The sequence below is a fragment of the Microbacterium sp. NPDC055683 genome (genome assembly GCF_053617895.1).
This window is the reverse complement of sequence record NZ_JBSHGQ010000015.1, coordinates 1-20,713: the sequence shown is the minus strand read 5'-3', so window position 1 is coordinate 20,713 and position 20,713 is coordinate 1. Positions and strand designations below refer to the sequence as shown.

Sequence of the window (20,713 nt, the reverse complement as noted above, 5' to 3'; positions counted from 1 at the left end):
GTTCGGGTTATCCCGAAACCGCGCACCCCGCCCTCGAGGCGTCGTGCAGCGCGTTCCACGCTGCGATGCCCCCCGCGAGCGATCCGATCGGATGCCCGGGGTGCCGACGGGCGAGGATGCCGGCGGCCGTCGCCGAGCGGATGCCCGCCGCGCAGTGGACGACGATCTCGCGCCCCGCGGCGAGCGCGTCCGCGACGGCGGACGGCTCGCCCTCCCCCGCCTCGATGGCGTCGAGCTCCCAGCGCACCGCTGTCGGCACGGCTCCCGGTTCGGAGGGCGCGCGCACGTCGATCACGAGGGGCGGGCGCGCGGAATCGAGCGCGGCGCGCAACGCGGCGGCGGTCACGAGCGAGGGAGAGGGCGCCGGCTCCTCCGCGCGCAGGGAGACCTCCCGCCATCCCGCCGTGAGCGCGTCGACCACGACGACCCTGCCGAGCAGGGTCCGCCCGACCCCCGTGACGAGCTTGATCGCCTCGGCAGCGAGCTGCGCACCCACGAGCGCGCACAGCGGGCCGAGCACGCCGGCCGTCGCACAGTCGGGCGCGCCGTCGGGGACGTCGGGGTAGAGGTCGCGGAACCTCACGCCGCGGGCGCCCCAGAACACGCTCACCTGCCCCTCGTACCGGAGCACGGAGCCCCAGACGACGGGGATGCCCGCGCGCGCTGCCTCGTCGTCGACGAGGAGGCGCGTGGCGAAGTTGTCGGAGCCGTCGACGACGAGGTCGTAGCGGGCGAGCATGGCGGCGGCGTTCGCCGCGGTGAGCCGCTCCGCGTGCGTCTCGACGACCACGGCGGGATCGATCGCGTGGATCCCCTCGCGCGCCGAGTCGACCTTGAGGCGGCCGATGTCGCGGACGCCGTGGAGCAGCTGGCGCTGCAGGTTCGACACCTCCACGGTGTCGGCGTCGACGATGCCGAGCGTGCCGACGCCGGCGGCGGCGAGGCCGAGCAGGGCCGGGGCGCCCAGGCCCCCCGCCCCCACGACGAGCACGCGCGCGGCGAGGAGCCGCCGCTGCGCCTCCTCGCCCATCCCCGGCAGCATCGTCTGCCGGGCATAGCGTTCACGCTGCGCCGCGGTGAGGGCGGGCCCGGCCGCGACGAGGGCGGGCAGGCTCATCCCGCGTCCCCCTCTCGAACGGCCATCCGATCGCCCAGCCCACACCTGATTGCGACCATTCCCGTGTCCTCTCGGCAAAGGGATATCCGTTTGCCGAGAAGACAGCGGATTGCGCGAGAACGGATGGCCGTTCGGCACTCGGATGTGCTCATGCCCCGGCCGCCGCGAACTCGGGCATCCCGGCCGCGTCCGACGACGCGCGTGCGAGCCGACGGCGAGGGATGCGCCCCGCGCTCGCCGCGAGCCGTCCGGCGACGACGGCGTGCCGGAAGGCCGCGGCCATCCGCACGGGGTCGTGCGCGCGTGTGACGGCCGTCGCGAGTAGGACGGCGTCACACCCCAGTTCCATGGCGAACGCCGCGTCGGAGGCCGTGCCGATGCCGGCGTCGAGGACCACCGGCACCGATGCGCGATCGACGATGAGCTCGATGCTGTGGGGATTGAGGATGCCGAGGCCCGTGCCGATCGGCGCGCCGAGCGGCATCACCGCGGCGACCCCGAGCTGCTCGAGTCGCAGGGCCGTCACGGGGTCGTCGCCCGTGTAGGCGAAGACGGCGAACCCCTCGGCGACGAGCCGTTCCGCCGCGTCCAGCAGCTCGACGGGGTCGGGCAGCAGCGTCTCGTCGTCCGCGACGACCTCGAGCTTGATCCAGTGCGTGCCGAACGCCTCGCGCGCGAGCTCCGCCGTGAGGACGGCCTCGCGCGCCGTGCGGCAGCCCGCGGTGTTGGGCAGCAGGCGGATGCCGCGCTCGCGCAGCATCGCGTACAGCGAGCCGGCGGCGTCGGCTCCCGACGCGCCGAAGCGGCGCACGGCCACGGTGGTGAGCTCTGTGCCCGAGGCGTCGAGCGCGTCGCCCAGCACCTCGAGGCTCGGCGCCCCGCCGGTGCCGAGGATGAGCCGGGAGCCGAGGGCGACCCCGTCGACGACGAGCGCATCCACGTCAGCCTCCCTGCGCCGCGGTCAGCACCTCGACGCGCGCACCGGCGACGAGGAGGCGGGACGACCACGCCGCGCGAGGGACGACGCCGCCGTCGACGGCGACGGCGACGCCGAGCGGGGCGCCGTCGAGGGGTGCGCCGTCCGCGTCGAGCCGGCGGCCCGTGAGCGCCTCGACGACGGCGTCGACGGCCGAGCCCGACGCGACACGCAGGGTACTGCCGTTGGCGGTGATCTCGATCATGCAGGTGCTCCTTCGAACGGGAGGGGGACGGGAGCGCGGCGCTCACGGCCGACGCGCGCGGGGGTGAAGGGGCTTCGGGTGAAGCGGCTTCGGGCGAAACGAGCGGGGTCGAGCAGCGCCGCGAGGGGGTGCGCACGCGCGCCGTCGAGCTCGTCCCTGACGAGCGCCGCGAGGAGCGGGGCGAGCAGCACGCCGTTCCGGTAGGTGCCCGTCGCGACGACGAGGCCGTCGTCGATCCGCCCGACGAGCGGCAGATGATCGGGGGTCGCCGGCCTCGCACGGGCGGTCGCCTCGACGAAGCGGTGGTCCTCGATCGTGGGGACGACCTCCGCCGCATCGCGCAGGAGTGCGAGGACCCCTCCCGCCGAGACGTCGTCGTCGCCGTCTTCGCGCTGTGTCGCCCCCACCACGAGATCGCCATCGGAACGCGGGACGAGGTAGACCGGCCGTCCGCGCACCGACGCGCGGATGGTCTGCGCCACGGCCCCGCGCCCCGCCCCTCGCAGACGCAGGATGTCGCCGTGCACCGGTCGGACGACGCCTGACGGGACGATGCCGGATGGGAGGAGACCCGTCGTGTCGAGCCCCGTCGCCAGCACCACCTCGGCGGCCGCGAGGGCGGTGCCGTCGTCGAGGACGACGCCGCAGGCGGCGCCCGAGCGGCCGCGGCGCAGCGCCCGCACCGCGCGCCGGATGACCGCGCCCGCCGGCAGCGCGGCGCGCAGCGCGGACGTGAGCGCGCGCGGATCGACGCGATGGTCGTCGGGCGCCGTGTAGGCGCACGCGATGCCGGGTGCCAGCAGGGGCTCGACCCGACGGGCCGCCTGCACGGCCATCCGCTCGGCGTGCAACGGCGCGGCCGCCGGCGACGCGAGCAGCGCCGACAGGCGTGCGCGGTCGGCGGCATCGACCCCGACGAGCAGCGTCGCGTGCCGCGCGTACCCGCACGCCGCTGCCCCGCCGGGTTGCGCGTCGACGAAGGCGGGATACCGCCGGGCGGCCTCGATCAGCAACGGCAGGATGGCCGGCTCGCTCGGCTCGAACTCACCCACGGGGCTCAGCATGCCGGCAGCGGCATACGTCGCGCCGCCGCCCGGATCCGGGTCGACGAGCCGCACGGAGCGCCCCGAGCGGGCGCACTCCGCCGCGATGGCGGTGCCGACGACGCCCGCGCCGATGACGATCACGTCGGCGACGGCGCCGGCATCGCCCGCCCGCCCGGCCGCCCTCGCGTCCTCGTGCCCGGCGCCCTCCCGGGAGTCAGCCGTGCACACGGGGCTCGGCGAGGTACACCGTCGACCCGGCCGCCGCGAACTCCTGCGATTTGCGGCGCATGGCGGCGATCGCCTGCTGCTCCTCGGCTCCGCCGAAGCGGTCGCGGATGTCCTGCGAGATGCGCATGGAGCAGAACTTCGGCCCGCACATGGAGCAGAAGTGCGCGGTCTTCGCCGGCTCCGCGGGGAGCGTCTCGTCGTGGAACTCCTCCGCCGTGTCGGGGTCGAGCGAGAGCGCGAACTGGTCGCGCCAGCGGAACTCGAATCGAGCCTTCGAGAGCGCGTCGTCGCGCTCGCGCGCGCCGGGATGGCCCTTCGCGAGGTCGGCGGCGTGCGCGGCGATCTTGTACGTGATGACGCCCGTCTTCACATCGTCGCGGTCGGGCAGGCCGAGGTGCTCCTTGGGCGTGACGTAGCAGAGCATCGCCGTCCCCCACCGCGCGATCTCGGTCGCTCCGATGGCCGACGTGATGTGGTCGTACCCGGGGGCGACGTCGGTCACGAGCGGGCCGAGGGTGTAGAACGGGGCGCCCGAGCAGAGCTCCTGCTGCCGCTCCACGTTCTCGCGCACGAGATGCAGCGGCACGTGGCCCGGACCCTCCACCATCACCTGCACGTCGTGCTCCCACGCGCGGTGCGTGAGCTCGGCGAGAGTGTCGAGCTCCGCGAACTGCGCCGCGTCGTTCGCGTCGGCGGTCGAACCGGGCCGCAGCCCGTCGCCCAGCGAGAACGCGACGTCGTAGCGGGCGAAGATCTCGCACAGCTCGTCGAAGTGCGTGTAGAGGAAGTTTTCCTCGTGGTGCGCGAGACACCACCCCGCCATGATCGAGCCGCCGCGCGAGACGATTCCCGTGACGCGCTCGGCCGTGAGCGGCACGTACCGCAGCAGGACGCCGGCGTGGATCGTCATGTAATCGACGCCCTGCTCGCACTGCTCGATGACGGTGTCGCGGAAGACCTCCCAGGTGAGTCGGTGCGCCTGCCCGTCGACCTTCTCGAGCGCCTGGTAGATGGGCACGGTGCCGATGGGCACGGGGGCGTTGCGGATGATCCACTCGCGCGTCGTGTGGATGTCGTCGCCCGTCGACAGGTCCATGACGGTGTCGGCGCCCCACGTCGTCGCCCACGTCAGCTTGTCGACCTCTTCGGCGATCGAGCTCGTGACCGCGGAGTTGCCGATGTTGGCATTCACCTTCACGAGGAACGCGCGGCCGATGATCATCGGCTCGGCCTCGGGATGGTTGACGTTGAGCGGGATGATCGCGCGCCCGGCTGCGAGCTCCGAGCGCACGAGCTCGACGTCGCATCCCTCCCGCAGCGCCACGAAGCGCATCTCGTCCGTGACGATCCCGCGGCGCGCATAGTGCATCTGCGTGACGATGCGCCCGGGGCGCGCACGGCGGGGGCGGTGCGCGTCACCTCGCCATTCCTCGGACGCCGCTCCCCTGCGCGCGGCCGAGCGGCCGTCGTCGTGCAGATCGCGAGGGCGTCCGTCGTACGTCTCGGTGTCACCGCGCACGGAGATCCACCGCTCGCGCAGGCGCTCGATGCCGCGCACCGGGTCGCCACCGGGCCCCTGCGTCCGGTAGGCCATGAACGGCGGGTTGACCTCGCCGTTGGGGGATGGCTCGAGGGCGATGCGGGTGACAGGCACCCGGATCCCGTGCTCGTCGTCGTGCAGATACGCGAGCGAGTGCGTCGCTTCCAGGGTGCGCAAAAGAGCTGCTCCTACTTCCTACGCCGGCATGACCCGTACAGGTTCGACGGTCGCGGGCAGCGTCAGCCCGTTCTCAGCCCCTGCTGGGACTCCCGTGTGGACCGGATCAGAGTAGCAGGGGCCCGACCGGGCGCAAGTCGGCGGCGGGAAGCGGATCAGAGAGCGTCGAGGAGGGTGCGCAGCCGCACGTATTCCGTCTCGGGAATGGAGTAGCCGTGTTCGGGTCCGGGGTATTCGGACGACCGGACATCGTCCGCGTACGCGGCGACGCCCGCGATCATGCGCCCGCGGAGGTCGTCGTAGCGCTTGACGAAGCGGGCGGCGCGACCTCCGTATATCCCGAGAAGGTCATGGAAGACGAGCACCTGTCCGTCGACGGCGGGACCTGCGCCGATGCCGATGACCGGCACGTGCACGCGCGGCATGATGGCGGCGGCGACGTCGCTCGGGATGGCCTCGAAGACGATCGCGAAGCATCCCGCCTCCTGCAGCGCGAGCGCTCCCTCGCACACGGCCAGCGCCTCCTCCGCCGTGCGCCCCTGGGCACGGTAGCCGCCGAGCGCCGTGGCCGTCTGCGGGGTGAGACCGACGTGGCCCATGACGGGCACGCCCGCCCGCACGATGGCGCGCGCCCTGTCGACCGAGCTGCCGCCGCGCTCGATCTTGACGGCGTCGCACCCGGTCTCCTTCACGAACCGCAGCGCCGTCGCCACGGCCGCCTCGTCGGAGGCCTCGTACGAGCCGAACGGCAGGTCGACGACCAGCAGCGGCCCGTCGAGCCCCCGTCGGACGGCGCGCGCGAGCATGATCATCTCGTCGACCGTCACGGGCACCGTGCTGTCGTAGCCGAGCACCGTCATCGCCGCGGAGTCGCCCACGAGCACGACGTCGACGCCCGCGGCGTCGGCGACCTGAGCACTCGGATGGTCATACGCCGTGACCATGACGATCGGCTCGCCGGCCGCCTTCTTCGCCGTGAGGTCGCCGATGCCCGTGCGGCGACGCGCCTGATCGGGGCGCGTGCTCACACCGCCTCCGTGAGCAGACGCGCGACGGCGTCGTCCACCGCGATGATGCCGTTGCCGCGATCGACGTGGACGACGACGGGCTCGTAGGACTCCAGGTCGGCCTCGTCGTACTCGCCGTACGAGATGACGATGATCGTGTCGCCCGTGTGGACGAGCCGCGCGGCCGCGCCGTTGACCTGCATGACACCGGAGCCGCGCTCTCCCGCGATCGTGTAGGTCTCGAAGCGCGCGCCGTTGTCGACGTCGACGACGTGCACCTGCTCGTGCTCGAGGATGTCGGCCGCCTCGAGCAGGTCGGGGTCGACCGTGATGGAGCCGACGTAGTGCAGATCGCTGGCCGTGATGGTGGCGCGGTGGATCTTGGACTTCAGCATGGTGCGGCGCATCAGGCGCCTCCCCTCAGGATGCGGTTGTCGATGAGGCGCGCGGCGCCGACCCGGGCGGCGACGGCGAGCAGCGCGTCACCCTCGAGAGCGTCGAGCGGGCGCAGGTCGGCGGCGTCGCGCAGCTCGAGGTAGTCGGGCACGATCCCCGCCTCGCTGAGCACCGCGAGGGCCGTCGCGACGAGGGCGCCGGCATCCCGCTCGCCGCGCTGCGCGGCGTCGTCCGCCGCTGCGAGCGCGCGGTTCAGCGCCGTGGCCCGCGCGCGCGACTCGGCGTCGAGGTAGACGTTCCGCGAGCTGAGGGCGAGCCCGTCGTCCTCCCGCACGATGGGGCACGCCTCGATGCGCACGGGGATGTCGAGGTCGCGCACGAGGCGCCGTACGACGAGCACCTGCTGGGCGTCCTTCTGCCCGAAGTACGCCGTGTCGGGCGCGACGATGCCGAAGAGCTTCGCGACGACGGTCGCGACGCCGTCGAAGTGATGCGGCCCGCGTGAGGCCCCGCACAGCACATCGGTGACGCCCGCGACATGGATGGTCGTGGCGAATCCGTCGGGATACACCTCGTCGACGGGCGGGGCGAAGAGCACGTCGACGCCCTCGGTCTCGGCGAGCGCGGCGTCTCGGGCCTCGTCGCGGGGATACGCGCCGAGATCCTCGTTCGCGCCGAACTGCGTCGGGTTGACGAAGAGCGAGACGATGACGAAGCCGTCGACCCCGCGCGCACGGCGCATGAGCGACAGATGCCCTTCATGGAATGCCCCCATGGTGGGGACGAGGCCGATGCTGCGGCCGTCCTTCCGGGCACCGGCGACGGCATCCCTCACCTCCGCGATCGTGCGCAGGATGATCATGCGACGTCCTTCCTCTGGGACAGATCGGCCGTGCGCGCGCACAGCTCGTCGAACAGCGGCAGCAGGTCGGGGATCTCGGCCACGGCTTCACGCTGACGTGCGACGGTGCCGGAGTCGCCGCGCGCGATGGGCCCCGTGAGCGCCGCGGCGGGTCCGAGCGCCGCCCAGTTCTCGACCGTCTGCCGCACGAGCGGGGCGAGCATCGCGCGCGCCGTCGGCGCGTCGATCCCGGTGGAGACGGCGACGCGCTCGGCCGTGTCCTGCAGCGTGACGAGGAAGTTCGAGGCGATGCACGCCGCCGCGTGGTACCCGGCGCGCCGAGCGTCGTCGATCGCGACGGGTCGGGCGCCGAGGAGCTCCGCGATGCCCGTGGCGGCGGCGAGGGCGTCGTCGTCGCGGCCGGCGACAGCGCAGGCGATGCCGTGGAACACCGAGGGACCCTCGGAACCCGTGAACGTCTGCAGCGGATGCACGCCGAGGTCGACGTCATCGAGCGGCGTCGCTCCGGAGGTGTGGCCGATGAGACCGCGGTGCCCGCGCAGATTCCGGGCGGCGGAGGCGATCCCGCTGTCCGGAACGCACAGCAGCACGACGTCCGCGTCGCCGACCGGCTCGCCGCGCCCGGTCGGGCCGAGCACCTCGATCCCCGCTTCGCGGAGCGCGCGCGCGAGGACGACGCCGAGGCGTCCGCGGCCGACGACGGCGACGGACGCGGGTGGATGGGAAGGGGTGCGGAGGATGCTCATGGCGGGGTTGCGCGGTCGAGCGCGTCATGAGTATCCGCCTTCCGAGCAGGGACGGCAAAATCAGGTGCCAATGTGCACGATCTCGAGGGCGCGAGACTGCGCGTTTCAGGCACATTGGGCGACTTGAACTGATCATCCTGATTTCGTCAGCATCTGTCGATGCTGGCGACGTGAGACCCTCGGAGGATGACTGCCGACGCCCTCCTCGCCTCCGCTCATGACGCCGTCGCTATGGCGGGTGCGTCGTCTCCCGATCACGGCGACTTCGTCTCGGCGCTCGCCGAACACGGCACGGCCGCCCTCGAACGCGGCGGCCCTCCGAGCCACCTGACCGCGAGTCTCTTCCTCTTCGACCGCGACGCCTCGCACATCCTGCTCTGCCTGCACGGCAAGGGACGCTTCTGGGTGCAGCCGGGCGGCCACCTCGAGCCGGGTGACGCGTCGATCGCCGGCGCGGCCCTGCGGGAGCTCGCCGAGGAGACCGGCATCGGGGGCGACCTCGTCGACGACCTGAGGGTGGTCGACCTCGACCACCACGCGCTGAGCGCGCGCTTCGGCCGCTGCGCCTCGCACCTCGACGTGGGCCTGGCGGCGACGATCTCTCGCGAGGGCGCGGAGCTGCGGATCAGCGACGAGTCGGACGACCTGCGCTGGTGGCCCCTCGATGCGCTCCCGTCGCCGCTTCCGCACGCGTTCGAGGAGCGGCTCGCGCGCGTGCGCGCCGCGTACCGGCCCCGGGACTGACGCCGCCGTCCGTCGACGACGCCATCCGGGGCCGGAGCGCGTGTCAGGCTGCGAGCGACTCCTGCAGGGCGCGGTCGGCGTCGATCAGCACGCGCGCGGCGACCTCCAGCCCCTCGATGCGCCCGAGCTCGACGTCCTCGTGCTCGATGTTGACGCGCATGTCGGGGTCGACGTCGTGCAGCGCCCGGAGGAACTCGGTCCAGTACGCCGTGTCGTGGCCCTTCCCGAGCGCCACGAAGTCCCACGCGGCCGGCTTCGGCCACTCGTTCACCCACTCGTCGCCGCCCAGGCTCGTGCGCGGCTCGGAGGGGTCGAGGCGGCGGAACCCGTTGTCGAGCACGCCGTGCAGCTTGGCCGTCTCGGGGTTCACGCGCACGTCCTTCGCGGCGGCGTGGAAGACGAGGTCGCCGAGCTCGCGCACGACGGCCACGGGATCCATCTGCTGCCAGAAGAGGTGCGACGCGTCGAGCTCGACGCCCACGTGGGTCGCGCGCGTGAGCTCGATGAGGCGGCGGACGTCGCGCGTGTTGAAGACGACGTTCTGCGGATGCAGCTCGAGGGCGACTTTCACGCCGTGGTCGGCGGCGAGGCGGTCGGTCTCGCGCCAGAAGTCGGCCGCCACGCCCCATTGGTAGTCGAGCACGTCGAGGTGCGCCGAGTTCCAGGCGTTGACGATCCAGTTCGGGTACTTCGCCGTCGCGTCCGATCCCGGGAGGCCCGACATCGTCACGAGGCGCGTCTGGCCGAGGCGCGCGGCGAGGCGGATGGACCGACGGATGTCCTCGGCGTGCTTCTCGCGGATGCCGGCCTTGGCATGGAGGGGGTTGCCGTTGGCGTTGAGTCCGGCGATCTCGACCCCCGTGCCCTCGAACTGGCCGAGGAAGTCGTCTCGGGCCGCATCCGAGACGAGGATGTCGTCGAACGTCGGGATGTGGGTGGCGGGCAGGAAGCCGCCCGAGTTCAGCTCGATCCCCGTGAGGCCGAGGTCGGCGACGACGCGGATGGCCTCGGGCAGGGTGCGGTCGTGGAGGATCGCGTTGTAGACGCCGAGCTTCATGCCGAGACCTCCTGGCGGATCGAGACGGATGCGCCGCCACGCGCGGCCGATTCGGCGACGGCACCGAGGAGCCGCATGTTGTGGACGCCCTCGTCGAAGGAGGCGCAACGCGGCAGCGAGGTCTCCTCGGGGAGCCCGGCGACCTCCTCGAGGAACGCGCGTGCCTGGTAGACGAAGCCCTCGTTCTGGCCGAAGCCGACCGTGGTCGCGTCCATCGCGAGGCCGCCGCGGATGTAGGGGTGGTCGGGGCCGAGGAGCACGCGGCGGAAGCCGCGCTGCGCGGCGGGGCCCTCGTTGAGGGTGAGCCCGATCTCGGTGGGCGTGCGGAAGTCGAACGTCGCGGACCCCTTCTCGCCGAACACCTCGAGGATGAGGGAGTTCGCGTGCCCCGAGGCCACGCGCGAGACCTCGACGGCCCCGGCGCCGCCATCCGCGAACGAGAACGAGAACGCCGCGTAGTCGTCGTTCTCGACCGTGTCGATCTCGTCGGAGACGGCGCCGTGCTCGTGGCCGATGACGGCGCCCAGCGGCTTCGGGCGCTCGGGGATGACGGTGGCGAAGCGCCCGCCCGACACCTCGGCGATGTCGCCGCCGATGAACTCGGCGATGTAGGCGAGGTGGCTGCCGACGTCGGCGAGCGCGCCCGATCCCTGCGCGCCCTTGAAGCGCCAGCTGATCGGGATGTGCGGATCGGCCGCGTAGTCGGTCCAGTAGCGGCCGCTCACGTGCAGCACGCGGCCGAGCACGCCCGAGCGCACGAGATCGCGGATGTAGGCGATGCCGGGCGAACGGCGGTAGGTGAACCCGATGCGCGCGATGCTCGTCGCGGCGCGCGCAGCATCGGCCATCGCGATGGCGTCGTCGATGCCGTCGCTGAGCGGCTTCTCGCACAGCACGTGCTTGCCGGCGGCGAGGAGCCCCTCGACGATCTCGCGGTGGAGGTGGTTGGCGACGACGACGCTCACGACGTCGATGTCGTCGGCCTCGGCGATCGCCTGCCACGAGGTGTCGTTGCGCTCGTAGCCGAAGCGCCGGGCGGCGAGCGAGCCGAACTCGGGGCTGACGTCGCCGATCGAGACGAGACGGATGTCGGGCAGCGTGGAGGCGTAGACGGTGGGGGCGGTGCGGTAGGCGGCGGCGTGGGCGCGCCCCGCCATTCCGGCGCCGATGACGGCGACTCCGAGTGATGCGGGCATCGGGCTCTCTCCTTCGAGACGGGGGCTGTGACAAGCGTTGGAGCGCTACAACAGGTACGATAGGACAGGACCATATGTCCTGTCAAAGGGTGTCGAGGAGGTTCTCTGTGGCGAGGCCCACCATCTATGACGTCGCGCAGCGCGCCGGCGTCTCGAAGTCGCTCGTGTCGCTCGTGCTGCGCGGCTCGCCGAGGGTGGGGGCCGAGAGCCGCGCGGCGATCGAGACGGCCATCCGCGAGCTCGACTACCGACCGAGTCGCGCGGCGACGGCGCTCGCGGGGGTGCGCACGCGCAGCGTCGGGCTGGTCATCGACGACTTCCGCAACCTGTGGTTCGTCGACCTGCTCGACGGGCTCCGCGACGTCCTGGACGAGCGCGGCTATCAGGTGTCGGTCGCCGATCTGCGCCGCGATGCGCACGCGGTCGACGGGTTCATCGCGACGCACGCCGAGGCGATCGTCGTCGCGGCCGAGCCCGACGACGCGGCCCGGGGCATCCCGGTTCCGACGGCGCTCGTCGGGGGCCGAGCATCGTCCATCCCCGGCGCCGACACGATCGCGAACGACGACGCGGTGGGGGCGCGGATGGCGACGCGGCACCTGAGGGACCTCGGGCACCACCGGATCGGACACCTGACGGGGCTCGGGGGATCGGCGACGTTGCGTCGTGACGCGTACTCCGAGGAGATGCAGCGAGGCGGGCTCGAGCCGATCGTCGCCGGTCGCGATGTCGAGACGACCGAGGAGGGCGGCTACCGTGCCGCGCACGAGCTGCTCGAGCGCCATCCCGACGTGACGGCGCTGTTCGCCTCCAACGACATCATGGCGCTCGGCGCGGCCGCGGCGCTCCGCGATCGCGGCCTGCGCGTGCGCGACGACGTCTCGGTCGTGGGGTACGACGACTCGCCGCTCGCGAACAGCCGTTATCTGTCGTTCACCACGATCGACGACCGCAGCCGCGAGGTCGGCGAGGCGACGGCGCGCGCCGTGCTCGCCCGCATCGACGACCCGCAGGCGCCTCCGCAGCACGTTCTCGTGCAGCCCGCGCTGATCGACCGGGGGACGACGCGGGCGGTGTGACGGAAGCCTCTTCGGTCGAATGGATGGTCGATGTGATGTCGGTGGTCACACCTACTCTGGCGAATATCCGTTCTCTCGAGGAGGTCTCATGCGCACCGCACCCGCACCCGTCCCGGCCGTCGTCTGGTGCGCGGAGGATGGCCGCCCGCTGCGGCTCGTGCTCGGCGGCGAGCGGTACCGCGTCGCCGATCGCCCGACACGTCTCGGCACGGCGCCGCGCGTCGACGGGCGCCCGGGCGGCGAGGGATGGCGACTGACCGCTCGACGCGAAGACGGCAGCTGCGAGGTCATGGACCTCGCCGTCGACGAGCACGACCGCTGGACCGTCCTCGCCCGCTGGAGCTGACGCAGGCGGGCCCCTTCCGACGGCGCCGCGGCGTTCAGGCGCGCCTCGCGAGGAGCGGTGCGAGATCTGTTGCGAGATCGGTCGGCGGGTGCGGGGTGTCCAGGCGGACTTCGAGCGCCGCGGTTCCCGCAGGTCCGCGGCCGTGGATGACCGCTCGCTTGCCAGCGCGCTCGACTCTCTCGACGCGCGCGTCGGGGACCATCCCTGCGAGATTGTCGGCAAAACCACCGAGGTCGTACAGCAGCTCCGCCCACCACAGGTTCACCGCGTAGCGATCGGGCGCGAACGCGTCATCTGTATTGGCGATGAGGGACCCGCCTATCGCGTGGGCGATCTCGTCCCGCGACGCGGAGGGCGTGACGTCGATGGTTCGGCCGTCGAACAGCCTCAACTTCGGAATCTCGTGACTCAGGTCGATTGCCTGAACGATGGGCTGCTCGGCGCTTCCTCGTTCGACGTTCGCGATCTCTTCGAGGAGGCGTCCCCACTGCTCGCGTGCGCTGGTCATATGTTGAGTGCGGTCGTTACCGTGCGTCGGCGCAGAGTCGACTGAGCTGAATCAGCGGTACTGGGTCTGCTGTGCACGGTGGAGCGCCTCGGCCGTCGCCTCGCCGACCTCGACTCGGATGACCTCCACACCCAGATCGATCAGCGCCTGCGTCAGCCAAGCCGTCGGTCTGCGCAAGTATGCCTCGACGCGCGCGTCGGCCACGGCGAGGATGAGGCGCTTCGCCCCAACGTGCGCGCCAATCCACGTGAGCTTGAGTGCGTCGGTCGCGAGCTTCTTGGGCTGCGCGCCGGCGAGCGTTCCTTGCCGCGCGTAGACCTCCACGAGCACGCTGAGGTCGTCGCTTGCGCCATCGATCTCGACGCGGCCGCCGTTCCCGGTCGGAATGGACGCCTTCGACAGAGGGACAGCGATCTGCTCGCTGAGAGAGGCGAGGATGACCACCTCAGCGTCTCGCTGCGCCTTTGAATCTGACGGATGATCGACAGCGGAAACCGGGTCGGGCAGGGTCATGCCGTGAGCGTAACGGCCATCGCCGACGCGCGCCGACAACGCGCTCACCGGCGGGGCCGGCGAACGTCGGCGCCGCGGATAGCATGAGCCGCATGACGGACAGCAAGACCATCTCCAGCTCCGGGACCGCATTACTTCGTCCTGCGAAGGCAGGTCAAGGCTGTCGTGGTTGTTTGCAGGCACGATAAGGCGTTGGTATCCGTGTCTTTGAGCGACGTCAGCGCGACGCTACTCCGCGTTGCGGGTGACTTCCACGACGCGGAATACAGCGTCTCCGGGGATGTCGTAGAACGATGCCTCATTGGTGCTCGCCTGGCCGGGCTGGAGATGATCGGCGTACGCGTAGCTGGAGTCATACTGAACACCGCCGTCCGGGCTCTCCGCAACGATTTCGACGGAGTAGCCCATGGCGGCGGTGGACGAGTTGGTGATGGTCACGGGCACATCGACGCCGCCATAGCCGCTCCAAACAGCCGCGCCGAGCACGACATCGGCTGACAGGTCCCTGTACCCCACACGTTCGATCGCCACGGCCGTGAGCGACGGCACCACGTTCGTGCCGCCGAAAGTCGAGTCGTACTCGAGCGTTCCGTCGACGATCGCGTGCACTTTGAGGACGTCGCCCACGACCACGCCATCGAGCAGATCGGCCTCCGCGTTCACGATCGTGTTCGTCTCGAGCTCGTACTCGCCGCCGGGCTGACTGCTGCCCACACTCGCGCGCACAGCCTGGTCACCTGTGTTGGAATCGAACTGGGTCACTTCCGCGTACACGATCGCGTACTCGCCCACATGGCTTTCGCCATCCGCTGCGATCGCATCCCATGTGGCCGCATCGATCTCGGAGAAGTCGGACAGGTCGATCGCGAACTCGGCGGGCTCTTCTTCGACGACCGCGGACTCCTCCTGCTCAGACTCCGCAGTTCCCTCCCCACTCGAGGCGGTGCCGCCCGACGAGGCGGCGCCTTCATCGCTCGAGGCCTCCTCGCGAGCGGTGGTGATCGCCGACGAGATCAGCTGATCGGCGACGTTCCCCACGATCAGCGCACCAACCACGACAGCCGCCACAATCCATGGCCACTTTCGCCGACGCTTGACTGGTGGTGCTGCCGGCACATTGCCGAATGCCGGCGGTTGCACGGCTGAACCGTGCAGGGGCTGAGCGCCTCCGGTAGGCGCCGGCGGGGGCGTCGCGGGGACCCACTGGCCGCCCTCTGTGAGCAGCCATCCATTGACGATGTCCCCCGGGCGATGCTGCGGCTGAGCTGGCTGCGCTGGGTCGGTCATTTCGGTTCCTCTGCTACCCGGGGTGACTGGAGACTTCATCCAAGCTACCGGCATATGGCACGTCCTCAATCACGAACTTGCTCCTCCCGAGGCCCGGCAAGCGGGTCGCCGGACAATCACCGCCCTGAGCTCTCGTCGCGCCGGGCGTTCGTCCCAGCCTCGAATGCAGCCCACGCGGTCTCGAACTGTGCCAGCGACTCTTTGAGGTGCTCTTGCGCGAGAGGACAGAGTACGAGCCGTCGTCGTGGCGGACGCTCATCTCCACGCGTAGCCAGCGCGATCGCTACTGCCGGGCGCAGGCCAGCGCTCACGGAAATTCACACCGGCGAGGTCGCGAGCGGGACGGCGCGCGAGGCGACAACGAGAAAGCCAGGTCAGAAAACTTCTCTGACCTGGCTTTTAGTGTGGAGCCTAGGAGATTCGAACTCCTGACATCCTGCTTGCAAAGCAGGCGCTCTACCAACTGAGCTAAGGCCCCGAGAAGAGGAGAGTGGGGCTACCAGGACTTGAACCTGGGACCTCTTCATTATCAGTGAAGCGCTCTAACCGCCTGAGCTATAGCCCCGTCTGCGAGAACCGAAGTTCTCAACCTGCAAGAGCATACCCGAACCGGTGGGCCGACGCCAATCGGCGCAGGCCCACCGGGCGCGTCGCCGCCGGGTCAGCCCAGGGCGACCGCGAGCTCGTTCGGGGTGTGGTCGAGCTCGACGCTCGCCACGGTCTCACCCGTCGTCAGGTCGACGGCGTGCACGGTGTTCGCGGCGGGCTCGGTCACGTAGGCGATGTCGCCGTCGACCTTGATCGCGGGGTGCGCGTCCTGCCACTCGGCGGGGCCCTCCCAGGCCTCGACGACGGGGAAGGCGTCGGTCAGCTCGCCCGTCTCCGGGTCGAGCACGTGGATCTGCCCGTCCGTCGCGAGGATGTACGCGAGGTCGCCGGGGCCGCGCGCCACGTCACGGAACGTGTACTGCACCTCGTCCGGCAGGTCGACGACCTCGTAGGCGGCCGCCGCCGTGTCGATGAGCGTGACGGCGTTCAGCAGGTACCCCTCGGCGTCGGGGTCGTTCTTGTAGTCGCCGACGACGATCGGGCTCGTGTCCGAGACGAACGCGTTGCCCATGCGGCCGTACGCGTCGGGCGCCGTGAGCTTCGTGAAGGCGCCGTCCTGGTACAGCAGCGCGCCGTCCTCGCAGCCGAACACGACCGCCTCGCCCTGCGCCGTGCCCTCGCCGTGGATGCCGGGGCACTGGTCGCTCGACGCGGCCTCATCCCAGTGGTCGTCGTGCGCATGCAGCGCGACGGCGCCCGTCCGGCCGGTCTCGTCACCCACCGTGGTCAGCAGAGTGCCGTCCTCCAGCACGATCGAGACGCCGTGGTGCGCGGCCTCCGCCGTGTACGTCTCGCCCTCGGGCAGAGCGCCGTAGCCGTCCGCGAACGCGTCGGTGTCGAGGATGGTCGTGGTGCCGGTGCCGTCGTCGAAGAGCACCGTCTTGCCGTGGTGCATGACGACGTGCCCGGGGGTCGTCGCGTCGAAGACGAGGTCGGTGAGCGCGGGCTCGGCGGTGTCGAGCACCTGGAAGCCCGACGACGTCGTGACGGCCACGGTGCGGCCGTCGCCGAACGGGTTGAGGCGCGTGAACTCCTCGGAGTCGAACTCCGCCACGACCTCGAGGGTCTCGGGGTCGAGCACCGCGATGCCGTTCTCGTAGGCCACCGCGACGCGGCCCGTCGCGGCCTCCGGCGACGTCGTCGCCGTGACCTCCTCGGCCGCGGCGTCCTCGGGCGCCGCCTCGCCTGCCGTGCTCGCGCACGCCGTCGCGAGGAGCGAGATCCCCGCGAGCGCGGCTGCTGCTGCCGTGATGCGCGTGTGTCGTGTCATCGTTTCCCTTTCCTTGGATGTCCCTCAGTGCGTGAGGTCCGGTGTCAGTCCCTGGGCGATGCGCTCGGTGTTCGCGCGCATCATCGCGAGGTAGGTGTCGGCGCCCTCTCCGGGCTCCGTGAGCGATTCCGTGAAGAGCTCGACGACGTCGACGTCGATGCCGACCTCGCTCGCGAGCACCTGCACGAGGCGGTCGGGCTGTGACGACTCCGCGAAGATCGCGGCGACGCCGGCGTCGTCGATCGCCTCGGCGAGATCGCGCAGGTCGGCCGCGCTCGGCGCCGCGAGCGTCGTCCCACCCGGGATGACGGCACCCACGACCCGGAAGTCGAAACGGTCCGCGAGGTATCCGAACACGTGGTGGTTCGTCACGAGCGCACGCTCGGCGGCGGGGATGGCCGCGAACGCGTCGGTCATCTGCGCGTCGAGCGCGGCGAGCTCCGCGCGGTAGGCGTCCGCGCCGTCGCGCACGGCGCCGACGTCGATGCCGTCGATCTCGATGAGCGCGGCCTCGAGGGCGTCGACGACGTCGACCATCCGCGCGGGGTCCGTCCAGAAGTGCGGGTCGGGCGCCCCTTCGGCCGTCTCCTCCGAGTAGGCGAGCGCGTCGATCTCGTCGCCAGCGACGATCATGTCCGCCCCCGCCGACGCGGCACGGTCGAGGTGCTGCTGCAGCCCCTCTTCGAGACCGAGGCCGTTCGACACGACGAGGTCGGCCTCCTGGAGGAGGGCCGCCTCCTGGGCGGAGATCTCGAACGAGTGAGGGTCGGCGTTGGGCTTCATGAGCGTCGTCACCTCCACCGCATCGCCCGCCACCTCCTGCACGACGTCGCCGAGGATGTTCGTCGTCACCACGACGTGCGGCGTCCCGTCCGCCGCGGCGTCGGTCGCACACCCCGTGAGCGCGAGGAGCACCGCCGCCGCGACCATCGCCATCCGCTTCATCGCCCGACCTCCGCCACGAAGTCGGGGGCGACGGGCGTCTCGAGCGAGCGCGCGACGCGCGCGCCGTCGGCGTAGGCGATCTCGTGGACGACGCCCGCGCCGGGGGCGTTGACGTAGGCGCGCTGCGCGTCGACCGTGAGCGAGACCCCCTCGTCGAGGACGTCCACGAGCGGCTCGGTCGCGGCGATCTCGGCACCGTCGACGTAGACCCTGACGCGACCCGACGCGTCGAGCGCGACGACGTGTCCGTCCGCGTCGTCGACGGCGCTCACCCGCACCAGGTCGGGGTCGGTCTCGACGACCTGCCACGTCCGCTCCCGGGTGTCGAGGAGGGCGTAGCCCGTTCCGGGGAGGAGCCCCGCCACCGTCGGCCGGCCCTTCCTGCCGTCGAACGAGGTCGGCCGCTCCATGCCCTCGGGCAGGGGGATGTCCTCGAACACCACCTCGCCATCCGCCTCTGTCGCGAGCACGGCCCCGTCGGCGCATCCGATCACGAGGCCCACCCGCGTCGTGATGCTGCCGGAAGGGTCGGGGCACGACGTCTCGGCGCCCGTGTCCGCGCCATTCGACGTCACGACGCGGACGCGGTCGTCCGTCGCGACGACGGCCCCGTCGTCGATCGGCGCGACGACGCCCGATGCGGCGCCCGTCTCGAGCCGGAACAGCTCGACGATCGCGCCGTCGGCGAGGGCGGCGTTGTCGAGCAGGACCGCCTCACCCGAGCCGGAGAAGAAGACGCCCGTCGCCCCCGCGGTCGAGAGCGGTCCCGTGGCGACGACGGCGGGCCCGGCCCCCTCCACGGCGCCGAGCACCGCCGGCGTCGCCCGGTAGTAGTGGAAGTGGTCGACGTGGTCCCACGTCCACACGCCACTGTCGACGATCTCGACGCCGGCGTCGGTCGTCGCGAACACGTACCGGCCGTCGGTGGCGACCGCGTGCGGCGCTCCGATCGCGTCGAGTGGCGCCGCCGTCCCGTCGAGCAGGTCGAGGATGCCCACGGTGCCGGCGTCGTCGACCGCGACGAGCTGCAGAGGGGGCTCCGCCACCTCGACGGCTCCCGAGATCGCGCCGTGGCCGTCGCCCTCCGCAGCCGACGTCGGAGTCGGCGCGGCCGTGCCCGGCGTCGCGGCGGCGCATCCCGTGAGAAGCACGGCTGCGGCACCCGCGGCGAGCAGGAGGACGGACGAGCGGAGCGGGGTCATGGATTCCTTCCGGGTCATCGCGACACCGCCGACGACGCGACGGCTCGCTGGTGAGTGGTTCCGGCCGGCTCGGCGGCGAGGAGGCGGTCGGTTCCCCCCACCTGCCGGCCGTGGGGCCGGCGGCGCACGGAGTCGAGCACCCCGCTGAGCACGCCGGACGCGCCGGCGAAGAGGATGGCGGCGCACGCGATCGACGCGCCCGCCGCCGTCCCCGCGTTCCACGACACGACCAGGCCCGTGGCGACGGCGAGCACGCCGACCGCCGACGCGAGCGCCATGGTGGCGGGGATCCGCGTCGTCCACGGGCGCGCGGCCACGGCCGGCGCGAGCAGCAGCCCGACGACGAGGAGCGATCCGACCGCCTGGTACGACGCGACGACGGCGAGGGTCACGAGCCCGACGAGCGCGACGTGCGCCGCCTGCGGGCGGAGCCCGAGGGTCCGGGCGATGCGCCGGTCGAACGCGGCCGCGACGAACGCGCGGTGGAACGACACGGCGACCGCGATCGTGACGACGAGCGCGCCCGCCAGCACGACGATGTCGCCCGTGTCGACCGCGAGCACATCGCCGAAGAGCATCGCCGTCGCATCGGTGGCGAAGCTGCGCGAGTGCGACACGATGATGACGCCGAGCGAGAGCATCCCCACGAACAGCAGGCCGATGCTCGTGTCGTACGACAGCCGGCCGCGCCGCTGCAGCAGTCCGATCGCGCCGCTCATGACGGCAGCCGAGACCGCGGCGCCGATGAGCACGGGGGCGCCCAGCACGGTCGCGAGAGCGACGCCGGGCAGCATGCCGTGCCCGATCGCCTCACCGAGGAAGGCCATCCCGCGGATGACCACCCACGTTCCGACGACGCCGCAGATGACGGCCACGAGCGCGCCGCCGAGGAGCGCCCGCAGCACGAAGTCGGCGCGGAGGGGATCGAGGAGCCAGGACACGATCGCCGACTCTAGCTCAAAATGAGAACGATTATCAATTGCTATAGTGGGGCGGATGCGCTCCCACCGACCCGCCGTCCTCGCCCGCTCGCTCTGCTACGCCTACGACGGCTCCGACGTGCTGCATGACGTCTCCGTGCACCTGGATCGCGGTGCCGTCGCCGCGGTCGCCGGCGCGAACGGATCGGGCAAGTCGACGCTCGTCGAGCTGCTCGCAGGTGTGCGCCGTCCGCGCAGCGGGAGCGTTGCGCGCGAGGGCGATCTGGCACTCGTGGTGCAGCGACCCGAGGCCCCTGATGCCCTGCCGCTCACGGTCGCCGAGGTCGTCACGATGGGCACGTGGGCCGGGCGGATGGCCAGGCGCGCGCGACGCGCGGCGGTCGCCGACGCGCTCTCGCGGGTCGAGCTGTCCGGGCTCGAGCGCCGCCCGTTCGCGGAGCTCTCCGGCGGTCAGCGGCAGCGCGCGCTACTGGCCCAGGGCATCGTTCGGCGGCCCGCCATCCTGCTCCTCGACGAGCCGGCGGCCGGACTCGACGCGCGCAGCAGGGAGCGCACGCGGGAGATCCTCGCCGAGGAGGCGGCACGAGGCGCCGCCGTCGCGTGCGTCACGCACGACGAGGTCTCCATCGCCACCGCCGACCGCGTCATCCGGCTCGAGAGCGGCCGGCTGGTCGCCTAGCGGGGATGCAGAGAGCCGGCCCCGGGAGCGGATCCCG

The 20,713-nt window shown here is 71.8% G+C and carries 22 protein-coding genes, 2 tRNA genes and 1 riboswitch; of the genes, 4 read left to right on the top strand and 20 right to left on the bottom strand.

Annotation, left to right across the window (positions count from 1 at the left end):
* Positions 1–7 precede the first annotated feature (7 nt).
* The 9 genes from ACWGPF_RS07810 to ACWGPF_RS07770 form a co-directional block, all read right to left on the bottom strand.
* Positions 8–1,117, bottom strand: a complete 1,110-nt coding sequence (locus ACWGPF_RS07810) for a ThiF family adenylyltransferase (protein ID WP_452332292.1) — start codon at positions 1,115–1,117, stop codon at positions 8–10.
* Between the two features lie 148 nt (positions 1,118–1,265).
* A complete protein-coding gene (locus tag ACWGPF_RS07805; RefSeq protein ID WP_452332291.1) occupies positions 1,266–2,057 on the bottom strand; it encodes a thiazole synthase in 792 nt (263 codons plus the stop codon).
* Position 2,058: 1 nt separating this feature from the next.
* On the bottom strand, positions 2,059–2,298 hold the full coding sequence (gene thiS / locus ACWGPF_RS07800) for a sulfur carrier protein ThiS (protein ID WP_452332290.1): 240 nt from the start codon (positions 2,296–2,298) through the stop codon (positions 2,059–2,061).
* The gene (gene thiO / locus ACWGPF_RS07795) at positions 2,295–3,572 is read right to left on the bottom strand and encodes a glycine oxidase ThiO (protein ID WP_452332289.1); all 1,278 of its coding nucleotides are present in this window, start codon (positions 3,570–3,572) and stop codon (positions 2,295–2,297) included. The genes thiS and thiO overlap by 4 nt, the downstream gene beginning before the upstream one ends.
* The gene (gene thiC / locus ACWGPF_RS07790) at positions 3,559–5,289 is read right to left on the bottom strand and encodes a phosphomethylpyrimidine synthase ThiC (protein WP_452332288.1); all 1,731 of its coding nucleotides are present in this window, start codon (positions 5,287–5,289) and stop codon (positions 3,559–3,561) included. Before thiC ends, thiO begins: the two co-directional genes overlap by 14 nt.
* Positions 5,288–5,395, bottom strand: a riboswitch (TPP riboswitch). It overlaps the preceding gene by 2 nt.
* 49 nt (positions 5,396–5,444) lie before the next feature.
* Positions 5,445–6,317, bottom strand: coding sequence for a 3-methyl-2-oxobutanoate hydroxymethyltransferase (gene panB, locus ACWGPF_RS07785; RefSeq protein WP_452332287.1), 873 nt, complete (start codon positions 6,315–6,317; stop codon positions 5,445–5,447).
* A complete protein-coding gene (panD, locus tag ACWGPF_RS07780) occupies positions 6,314–6,703 on the bottom strand; it encodes an aspartate 1-decarboxylase (protein ID WP_452332286.1) in 390 nt (129 codons plus the stop codon). The genes panB and panD overlap by 4 nt, the downstream gene beginning before the upstream one ends.
* Positions 6,703–7,554 carry a pantoate--beta-alanine ligase gene (gene panC / locus ACWGPF_RS07775; RefSeq protein ID WP_452332285.1) on the bottom strand — a complete coding sequence of 284 codons (852 nt, stop codon included), beginning with the start codon at positions 7,552–7,554 and terminating at the stop codon, positions 6,703–6,705. The genes panD and panC overlap by 1 nt, the downstream gene beginning before the upstream one ends.
* Positions 7,551–8,300 (bottom strand): Rossmann-like and DUF2520 domain-containing protein, encoded by a 750-nt coding sequence (locus tag ACWGPF_RS07770; protein ID WP_452332284.1) that lies wholly within the window; start codon positions 8,298–8,300, stop codon positions 7,551–7,553. Before ACWGPF_RS07770 ends, panC begins: the two co-directional genes overlap by 4 nt.
* Positions 8,301–8,486: 186 nt before the next feature.
* On the opposite strand from ACWGPF_RS07770, the gene ACWGPF_RS07765 reads away from it, so the two are divergent.
* A complete protein-coding gene (locus tag ACWGPF_RS07765; protein ID WP_452332283.1) occupies positions 8,487–9,044 on the top strand; it encodes an NUDIX hydrolase in 558 nt (185 codons plus the stop codon).
* A gap of 43 nt (positions 9,045–9,087) precedes the next feature.
* Here ACWGPF_RS07765 and ACWGPF_RS07760 read toward each other — a convergent pair whose 3' ends face one another.
* Positions 9,088–10,101: a sugar phosphate isomerase/epimerase family protein gene (locus ACWGPF_RS07760; RefSeq protein ID WP_452332282.1), complete on the bottom strand. Its 1,014-nt coding sequence runs from the start codon at positions 10,099–10,101 to the stop codon at positions 9,088–9,090.
* A complete protein-coding gene (locus ACWGPF_RS07755; protein ID WP_452332281.1) occupies positions 10,098–11,297 on the bottom strand; it encodes a Gfo/Idh/MocA family protein in 1,200 nt (399 codons plus the stop codon). The genes ACWGPF_RS07760 and ACWGPF_RS07755 overlap by 4 nt, the downstream gene beginning before the upstream one ends.
* Before the next feature lie 107 nt (positions 11,298–11,404).
* Between ACWGPF_RS07755 and ACWGPF_RS07750 the strand changes: the two genes are divergently transcribed.
* Both ACWGPF_RS07750 and ACWGPF_RS07745 read left to right on the top strand, forming a co-directional pair.
* A complete protein-coding gene (locus ACWGPF_RS07750) occupies positions 11,405–12,376 on the top strand; it encodes a LacI family DNA-binding transcriptional regulator (RefSeq protein ID WP_452332280.1) in 972 nt (323 codons plus the stop codon).
* Positions 12,377–12,464: 88 nt separating this feature from the next.
* Positions 12,465–12,722, top strand: a complete 258-nt coding sequence (locus ACWGPF_RS07745) for a hypothetical protein (protein WP_452332279.1) — start codon at positions 12,465–12,467, stop codon at positions 12,720–12,722.
* Between the two features lie 34 nt (positions 12,723–12,756).
* On the opposite strand, the gene ACWGPF_RS07740 is transcribed toward ACWGPF_RS07745, so the two are convergent.
* From ACWGPF_RS07740 to aztB, 9 genes are all read right to left on the bottom strand, one after another.
* The gene (locus tag ACWGPF_RS07740) at positions 12,757–13,230 is read right to left on the bottom strand and encodes a hypothetical protein (protein WP_452332278.1); all 474 of its coding nucleotides are present in this window, start codon (positions 13,228–13,230) and stop codon (positions 12,757–12,759) included.
* Between the two features lie 51 nt (positions 13,231–13,281).
* On the bottom strand, positions 13,282–13,743 hold the full coding sequence (locus ACWGPF_RS07735) for a hypothetical protein (protein ID WP_452332277.1): 462 nt from the start codon (positions 13,741–13,743) through the stop codon (positions 13,282–13,284).
* 228 nt (positions 13,744–13,971) lie between these two features.
* Positions 13,972–15,030, bottom strand: coding sequence for a hypothetical protein (locus ACWGPF_RS07730; protein WP_452332276.1), 1,059 nt, complete (start codon positions 15,028–15,030; stop codon positions 13,972–13,974).
* A 405-nt stretch (positions 15,031–15,435) separates the two neighbouring features.
* Positions 15,436–15,508 (bottom strand) — tRNA-Ala (locus ACWGPF_RS07725).
* Positions 15,509–15,521: 13 nt separating this feature from the next.
* Positions 15,522–15,595 (bottom strand) — tRNA-Ile (locus ACWGPF_RS07720).
* 96 nt (positions 15,596–15,691) lie between these two features.
* On the bottom strand, positions 15,692–16,909 hold the full coding sequence (aztD, locus tag ACWGPF_RS07715; protein ID WP_452332275.1) for a zinc metallochaperone AztD: 1,218 nt from the start codon (positions 16,907–16,909) through the stop codon (positions 15,692–15,694).
* 24 nt (positions 16,910–16,933) lie between these two features.
* Positions 16,934–17,854 (bottom strand): zinc ABC transporter substrate-binding protein AztC, encoded by a 921-nt coding sequence (gene aztC / locus ACWGPF_RS07710; protein ID WP_452332274.1) that lies wholly within the window; start codon positions 17,852–17,854, stop codon positions 16,934–16,936.
* Positions 17,851–19,056: an ABC transporter gene (locus ACWGPF_RS07705; protein WP_452332273.1), complete on the bottom strand. Its 1,206-nt coding sequence runs from the start codon at positions 19,054–19,056 to the stop codon at positions 17,851–17,853. The genes aztC and ACWGPF_RS07705 overlap by 4 nt, the downstream gene beginning before the upstream one ends.
* 14 nt (positions 19,057–19,070) lie before the next feature.
* Positions 19,071–19,997 carry a zinc ABC transporter permease AztB gene (gene aztB / locus ACWGPF_RS07700; protein ID WP_452332272.1) on the bottom strand — a complete coding sequence of 309 codons (927 nt, stop codon included), beginning with the start codon at positions 19,995–19,997 and terminating at the stop codon, positions 19,071–19,073.
* Positions 19,998–20,052: 55 nt separating this feature from the next.
* Here aztB and aztA point away from each other — a divergent pair, with 55 nt between their 5' ends.
* Positions 20,053–20,676, top strand: coding sequence for a zinc ABC transporter ATP-binding protein AztA (gene aztA, locus ACWGPF_RS07695; RefSeq protein WP_452332271.1), 624 nt, complete (start codon positions 20,053–20,055; stop codon positions 20,674–20,676).
* The last annotated feature ends 37 nt before the right edge of the window (positions 20,677–20,713 follow it).

Coding starts and splice junctions, on each gene's coding strand:
- ACWGPF_RS07810 (WP_452332292.1), bottom strand. CDS start 1,117: ATGAGCCTGCCCGCCCTCGTCGCGGCCGGGCCCGCCCTCACCGCGGCG.
- thiS (WP_452332290.1), bottom strand. CDS start 2,298: ATGATCGAGATCACCGCCAACGGCAGTACCCTGCGTGTCGCGTCGGGC.
- panD (WP_452332286.1), bottom strand. CDS start 6,703: ATGCGCCGCACCATGCTGAAGTCCAAGATCCACCGCGCCACCATCACG.
- panC (WP_452332285.1), bottom strand. CDS start 7,554: ATGATCATCCTGCGCACGATCGCGGAGGTGAGGGATGCCGTCGCCGGT.
- ACWGPF_RS07770 (WP_452332284.1), bottom strand. CDS start 8,300: ATGAGCATCCTCCGCACCCCTTCCCATCCACCCGCGTCCGTCGCCGTC.
- ACWGPF_RS07765 (WP_452332283.1), top strand. CDS start 8,487: ATGACTGCCGACGCCCTCCTCGCCTCCGCTCATGACGCCGTCGCTATG.
- ACWGPF_RS07760 (WP_452332282.1), bottom strand. CDS start 10,101: ATGAAGCTCGGCGTCTACAACGCGATCCTCCACGACCGCACCCTGCCC.
- ACWGPF_RS07755 (WP_452332281.1), bottom strand. CDS start 11,297: ATGCCCGCATCACTCGGAGTCGCCGTCATCGGCGCCGGAATGGCGGGG.
- ACWGPF_RS07745 (WP_452332279.1), top strand. CDS start 12,465: ATGCGCACCGCACCCGCACCCGTCCCGGCCGTCGTCTGGTGCGCGGAG.
- ACWGPF_RS07740 (WP_452332278.1), bottom strand. CDS start 13,230: ATGACCAGCGCACGCGAGCAGTGGGGACGCCTCCTCGAAGAGATCGCG.
- ACWGPF_RS07735 (WP_452332277.1), bottom strand. CDS start 13,743: ATGACCCTGCCCGACCCGGTTTCCGCTGTCGATCATCCGTCAGATTCA.
- ACWGPF_RS07730 (WP_452332276.1), bottom strand. CDS start 15,030: ATGACCGACCCAGCGCAGCCAGCTCAGCCGCAGCATCGCCCGGGGGAC.
- aztD (WP_452332275.1), bottom strand. CDS start 16,909: ATGACACGACACACGCGCATCACGGCAGCAGCAGCCGCGCTCGCGGGG.
- aztC (WP_452332274.1), bottom strand. CDS start 17,854: ATGAAGCGGATGGCGATGGTCGCGGCGGCGGTGCTCCTCGCGCTCACG.
- ACWGPF_RS07705 (WP_452332273.1), bottom strand. CDS start 19,056: ATGACCCCGCTCCGCTCGTCCGTCCTCCTGCTCGCCGCGGGTGCCGCA.
- aztA (WP_452332271.1), top strand. CDS start 20,053: ATGCGCTCCCACCGACCCGCCGTCCTCGCCCGCTCGCTCTGCTACGCC.